Origin of the sequence: Synechococcus sp. FACHB-909, from assembly GCF_014698945.1 — a bacterium.
GTDB lineage: Bacteria > Cyanobacteriota > Cyanobacteriia > PCC-6307 > Cyanobiaceae > Cyanobium.
Genome location: NZ_JACJTY010000007.1, coordinates 228,132 through 234,131, shown reverse-complemented (window position 1 = coordinate 234,131; position 6,000 = coordinate 228,132). Strand labels below are relative to the sequence as shown.

The window sequence follows — 6,000 nt, the reverse complement described above, 5'->3', positions numbered from 1 at the left end:
GGCCATGACTACCTGAGCGGCAGCGATGGCGATGACCAGCTCGATGGCGGCAGCGGTAATGACCTGTTGCATGGCGGCGCGGGTCGTGACTGGCTGGTGTCGGGGAGCGGCAACGACAGCCTGAACGGTGGGATCGGCGATGACGTGTATGTGATCAGCCAGGGAGGAGAGCGAAAGGAGATCAGTGACGTGGATTACGCGAGCGGCAACCGTGATGTGGTCCAGTATCAGAACCTGCGTTCCCAGGACATCACATCGACCGAGCGTCACGGGAGCCACCTGATTCTCCGTGACTCTAGAGGTGGCCAGTTGAAGGTGGAGAACTACTTTGTCTCAGAAGTCCATCGTATTGAGGCCTTCCAATTCACCAACGGTGTTGTCTGGGGGGATGGCCATCTTCGCGACCGCGTCGTGGTCAGTGGTGCCACGGTAGGGAATGACACGCTTGGTGGCTTCAATGACATGGCCAACCGCATCAATGGGTTGGACGGCCATGATCTTCTTTACGGGGGTGTCCTGAACGATGCTCTGACAGGAGGGAATGGCAATGACACTCTGCATGGGGGAGACGGCGATGACATCCTTGATGGTGGCGCTGGTCATGATGCGCTCCATGGTGGGAGAGGGCGGGACCGCCTTATCTCCGGTACGGGGAATGACACCCTTGTCGGTGGCGAGGGAGATGACACCTATGCCATTGTCAGAAGTGGTGCCATCAAGACCATCACGGACTATGAACCCAATGTGACGAGCAAGGATGCGGTGACCTTCTCCAATCTGCGATCCACTGATCTCGTGTCGACTCGACGGCAGGGGGGCAACCTTGAAATGAGGTTTTCTACTAGGGATCTGTTGGTGGTTTCGAATTACTTCGTCTCCAAGGATTATGGAGTAGAGACTTTTCGGTTCTCCAACGGTGTCACCTTCGGTGAAGCGGACGTCCTTGCACTTATCCCCCCGGTTTAGCGCTCTTCGCCGCATCCCCATCATTCGGCCTCGGCCGCCACACCGCCACCCCGATCACATCCGGCACCCGCCCCGCATAAGCCGCGAGATTCTCACTGCGGATCACCCCCGCCCCCTCCGCCGCGTGGATGGCATCCACCACCCCGTCGCGCTTCTCCAGGAAGCCCACGTGGGTCACATCCAGCCCCGGCACCTTCGTCACCAGCCCGAAGATGTCGCCGCTGCGCAGCGACGGCAGCACCCCCGGTAGCGCCGCCAGGGGGATGTAGGCCTGGTTCAGCACCAGATCCTTCTCCAGCTCCGTGATGCACTGTTTGTTGCGGGCCAGCTGCATCGGCTTGTAGCTCTTGATGTGGTTGCTCATGAAGTTGAGCGCCACGTTGCGGCTGCTGGCCCCCGGCAGGAACGGGGTGAGGTTCACCACGTAGCCGTTGCGCTCGGCCGCCTCGGCCCAGCGGCTGAAGTAGTGCTGCCGCCGGCAGTAGTCCACCTCGCCATTCACGTAGCGCAGCCGCCGCACGTGCTGGGTGAAGCGCTCCACCCCTTCGTCCTGGGTGTCCACCTTGCGGCTGTTGCTCAGCGCCAGCAGCTGCTCCACGAACAGGAAGCAGTCGAAGTTGCTGAGATCCAGCACCAGCTGCTCCTTCGGGCCGCCATCGAGGGAGAACCCCTTGAAGGGGTAGTCCAGGAACCGGCGCGCCAGTTGCACCAGCGCCTGGTTCATCGGCGCCCAGGCGGTGGCGTCGATCGCCTCCATCGCCAGCACCCGCGTTTCCCCCACGAATTTCGGTGTCGGATCCCCCAGGGCCACGCCCCCCGGCAGGGGCGGCAACGCCGCCGCCACGCGCGGGCTGGCGGGGGTGGCGTGGCGCAGCAGCAGGTTGGCCGCCGCAAAGCTGGCTCCGGCCGTCATCAGCACCGCCAACACCAGCAGGAGAGTGGGTTTGCGCATCCAGCCGCCACCGCCGCGGCGACCCTACAGCCGCCCTCAGGCGGCGCTGCTCGCCAGCCACTCCCCCAGCCCCACCGCCGGCTGCTGCGGGCTGCTGGTGATCTCGATGATGCGGCCGATCGCGGCCGGGTTCTCCACCGCATCCAGGCACACCCGCGCCACCAGCCGCCGCGGAATGCTGTCGCTCTCCTGTTGGTCGGGCCCGCTGAAACGGATCCCCTCGGCCTCGATCCCCTCCTCTGTTTCCTTCAGCCCTCCGGGGCGCACCACCGTCCAATCCAGGCCGCTGGCGGCCAGCCAGCGCTCCCCCACCCCCTTCCACACCAGGATCAGCCCGAACAGGTTGAGCGGATGCAGCCAGCGGCCGCTGCACAGGGAGCTCACCAGCACCACCCGCTTCACACCGGCCGCCTTGCAGGCATCGATCTGGGGCCGCATCGCCAGGGCATCCACCTTCAGCGGCCCGGCCAGATCCACCGACGGCCGCGCCCCGGTGGCGATCACCAGGGCGTCGCAGCCCTCCAGCGCCGCCGCCAGGGCCTCCGCATCACCCAGCTCCAGCCGCACAACTTCCGCGCCGGCGAGCCCAGGCGGCACCTCCGATGCGGGCCTCAGGATCGCCTTCACCCGCCAGCCCCGGCCCAGGGCCTCTTCCACCACCCGCCAGCCCGTCTTGCCTGAAGCTCCGGTCACGGCGAGGCAGGTCATGGGCGGTCTGGGTCCAGAGCATTGACCTCCATTCTCGTGGCCCACAGGTTTGGATGGCGACAGCCAGCACGGGGCCGTCTGGGTAGGGTGGAGAAATGGCCGAAATGGTTCTCGAAGTCAGCCACCTCAGCGTGCGGCGCGAGGGTGTCACGGCGGTCGATGACGTCAGCTTCCAGCTGCTGGCCGAATCCGACACGGCCCTGGTCGGCCCCAACGGCGCCGGCAAGAGCACCCTGGTGCAGGCCATCCTCGGCATCCTGCCCCGCCAGGCCGGCCAGGTGCGCTTCCTGGGCTGCAGCCTCGGCAGCCACGGCCAGCTGCCCCGCGAGCTGCGGGCCCGGCTCGCCTACCTGCCCCAGACCCTGATCCCCCGCGGCCGCTTCCCGCTCACCGTGGCCGAGTTCGTCGGCCTGGGCTGGGATCCGCCGGGACTGGCCCTGCCCTGGCTGGGCCGCGAGGCCCGCCGCAGCGCCGTCCGCGAGGCCCTGCGCAAGACCCTCTGCGCCGACCTGGCCGACCGGCTGCTCTCGGAGCTCTCCGGCGGCCAGCTCAAGCGGGTGCTGCTGGCCTCCTGCGTGGTGCGCCCCCGCCGCCTGCTGGTGCTCGACGAGGCCCAGGCCGGCCTCGATGCCCGCGCCGCCGAGCAGTTCCACACCCTCCTCTACCAGTTGCGCCGCAGCGAGGGCTGGACGATCCTCCAGGTCTCCCACGATCTGGAGATGGTGCGCCGCACCTGCGACGGCGTGCTCTGCCTCAACCGCAGCCTCCGCTGCCACGGCACCCCCGACCACGCCCTAAGCCCGTCCCGGCTCGAGCAGATCTACGGCCTCGGTTTCGTGCCTTACCACCACCGGCACCCTGCTCAGCGGCCAGCGCCCCCCGAAGACGCCCCGCCGGGCTGAGCGGGCACCGCTGCCGCCGGCAGGGGCCGGCCGAAGTCGGTGGGCTGCTGATAGAGCCAGCGCAGGGTGGCCCGATCCCTTGGGCTCAGCGCCAGCACCGGCCAGGGCCCAGGCACGGCCGCCATCGCGTCGGCCGGGTCATCGCTGTGGCCCCACAGGCCGAAGGCATGGCCCAGCTCATGCAGGGCGGTGGCTTCGGTGGCCTCGGGCCGCTGAGCCGGGCTGATCAGCACCCGCACCTGGGGCTCCAGGATCCAGCCCGTGCCCCGATCCACCGCCAGCACCGCCAGCTCGGCCCGCCCATGGCTGGCCCGTGAGCGGCCGGAGGCCTCCCGGCGCAGGGGCGGCCGGCGCCGCAGGATCCGCACCTGGGCCGCCGCCGGATCCGCCACCCGGGTGATCGCCAGCTCCTGACCCCAGCTCCCCAGGGCCCGCTCCACCGCGCCGAGCCAGCGCTCGTCCCACATCTGGGATGGCCCTTCGCTGGCCGCCGGCTCCACCCAGACGCACCAGTGATCAAGCCGGGCCCAGCCGAAGGGGGTTGGCCGCAGCCACTGCCGGTAGTCCGTTGCGCTGGGCGGGGCTGGAGGGGATTGGCCAGGCGTGGGGGGTGGCATCGCGGCAGCCACCGGGGTGTCCCCCACCGGCCGGCTGGCTCGGCTGGGGGCACAGCTGGAGCCGGCCGCCGAAGGGGGCCCTGCCAGCGCCGGCAGCAGCAGGCCCGGCAGTGCACCGCCCAGCACCAGCCCGAGGGGCCAGCGCCGGACCATCAGCCCGCCAGTCCGACGCCGCGGGCCATCAGGGCGGCCATCAGGGGAATGGCGGCGAAGCCCGCCAGCTCGATGTTGAGCACCCAGCGCAGGCGCTTGGCCAGGGCCTCGCTGACTTTGGGCAGCTCCCCTTTGCGCAGGGGGATGGCCCAGAGGATGTAGGTGATGGTGGGGTAGAGGGAGAGGGCGCCCACCGCCAGGTAGGTGCCCACCTTCCACCAGAACAGGGGGTTCTCGGTGTAGAAGCTGGAGCCCTGGCCGAAATAGAGCACCCGCAGGATGCCGCTGAGCAGCACCCCCAGGGCGGCCAGGCCGTAGGTCACGTCCGTGATCACCATCAGGATCGCGTCCTTGCGGTCAGGGTCGGGCCGGATCAGGCGCCGCTCCAGCACCAGGGCCCCGAAGCAGACCATGAAGCTCAGGTAGTGGACGTAGGCCACTCCGGCGCTGGAGAGCACCTCGGAGGGGATGGAGAGAAGCCCGGCCATCGGCTGGTGTCAGGTGATCGACCCGGACGGTAGCGGCTGGCTCCCGGGCGCCGGGAACCCGGGACGGCACTGGAAGGAGCAAATCAGCACAAATTATGGAAACAACTGGCGATTTCAGGGTCCGTATGTGGAAGCCGCAACGGAACACTGAAGGCTTTCTGTTCGTTTCAGGAACATCCGGAAACAACCCTAGGTTCGACACAGCGATTCAGATGCTCTATGGCGAGTTCCCTCAGTGCCTTTCTCGGCGAGATTGGCCGCCATCAGCTGCTCACCCCTGAGCAGGAGCTCACGCTCGGGCGGAAAGTGCAGGCGATGGTGAGCCTCAACGAGCGTTGCTCCCAGGCCGGCGGCAGCGGCCCTGCCTGCGATTTCAATGATCTCGAGAGGCGCACGCTGCGCACCGGGGAGCGCGCAAAACAGCAAATGGTGACAGCCAATCTGCGGCTCGTCGTCAACCTCGCCAAGCGTTATCAAGGCAAGGGTCTGGATCTGCTTGACCTGATCCAGGAAGGAACCATCGGTCTGACACGCGCGGTCGAGAAGTTCGACCCCACCCGCGGTCACCGATTCAGCACTTATGCCTACTGGTGGATTCGTCAGGGTCTGAACCGGGCCCTCTCCACCCAGAGCCGCACGATCCGGATTCCGGTCAACGTCAACGAGAAGCTCACCCGCCTGCGGGCCGCCAAGGCGCGCCACCTCCAGTCCCACGGCTCCTCCCCCAACGCCGCCGAGCTGGCCACCGCCATGGGGCTGCCCGTGGCCGAGGTGGAGGATCTGCTGGGCTGTGAGCTGCGCAGCGTCACCGTGAGCCTGCAGGGGGCCGTGCGCTCCAAGGCCGATCCCTCCGAGCTGGTCGACGTGCTGCCCAGCAACGAGCCGGCGCCGATGGAGCGGGCTGAGCAGGCCGAGCGCACCGAATCGGTCTGGACGCTCCTGGAGAAGTCCAACCTCACCCCCAAGGAACGCACGGTGGTGATGCTGCGCTTCGGGCTCGACGGCAGCCACGAGTGGCGCACCCTGGCCGAGGTGGCGCGGCAGCTGGAGTGCAGCCGCGAGTACTGCCGCCAGGTGGTGCAGCGGGCCCTGCGCAAGCTCCGCAAGACCGGCATCGAGAGCGGCCTGGTGGAGGAGTGAAGGGAGGGGGATCCGTCCCTCGTCCTTCCGCCGCCAGCGCCCACAGAATGGCCTGACGCCCTTCCTGTGGCGTG

7 protein-coding genes are annotated in these 6,000 nt (G+C 68.1%); 3 read left to right on the top strand and 4 right to left on the bottom strand.

Translation table 11 applies throughout. The features are described from left to right. On the top strand, positions 1 to 966 hold a 966-nt coding region (locus tag H6G99_RS12985; protein ID WP_286191135.1), incomplete at its 5' end, for a calcium-binding protein. Here the strand turns inward: H6G99_RS12985 and H6G99_RS12980 are convergent. Then, positions 950 to 1,918: an N-acetylmuramoyl-L-alanine amidase-like domain-containing protein gene (locus H6G99_RS12980; protein ID WP_094584801.1), complete on the bottom strand. Its 969-nt coding sequence runs from the start codon at positions 1,916 to 1,918 to the stop codon at positions 950 to 952. The two genes, H6G99_RS12985 and H6G99_RS12980, sit on opposite strands and share 17 nt — an antisense overlap. Before the next feature lie 36 nt (positions 1,919 to 1,954). Continuing rightward, a complete protein-coding gene (locus H6G99_RS12975) occupies positions 1,955 to 2,626 on the bottom strand; it encodes an SDR family oxidoreductase (RefSeq protein ID WP_190611875.1) in 672 nt (223 codons plus the stop codon). A gap of 95 nt (positions 2,627 to 2,721) precedes the next feature. Between H6G99_RS12975 and H6G99_RS12970 the strand changes: the two genes are divergently transcribed. Then, positions 2,722 to 3,528, top strand: coding sequence for a metal ABC transporter ATP-binding protein (locus H6G99_RS12970; protein WP_190611874.1), 807 nt, complete (start codon positions 2,722 to 2,724; stop codon positions 3,526 to 3,528). Here H6G99_RS12970 and H6G99_RS12965 read toward each other — a convergent pair. Continuing rightward, the gene (locus H6G99_RS12965) at positions 3,489 to 4,298 is read right to left on the bottom strand and encodes a zinc metalloprotease (RefSeq protein WP_190611873.1); all 810 of its coding nucleotides are present in this window, start codon (positions 4,296 to 4,298) and stop codon (positions 3,489 to 3,491) included. The two genes, H6G99_RS12970 and H6G99_RS12965, sit on opposite strands and share 40 nt — an antisense overlap. Then, positions 4,298 to 4,786: a DUF2214 family protein gene (locus H6G99_RS12960; RefSeq protein ID WP_190611871.1), complete on the bottom strand. Its 489-nt coding sequence runs from the start codon at positions 4,784 to 4,786 to the stop codon at positions 4,298 to 4,300. The genes H6G99_RS12965 and H6G99_RS12960 overlap by 1 nt, the downstream gene beginning before the upstream one ends. A 219-nt stretch (positions 4,787 to 5,005) precedes the next feature. On the opposite strand from H6G99_RS12960, the gene H6G99_RS12955 reads away from it, so the two are divergent. After that, positions 5,006 to 5,926, top strand: coding sequence for a sigma-70 family RNA polymerase sigma factor (locus tag H6G99_RS12955; RefSeq protein WP_094584797.1), 921 nt, complete (start codon positions 5,006 to 5,008; stop codon positions 5,924 to 5,926). The last annotated feature ends 74 nt before the right edge of the window (positions 5,927 to 6,000 follow it).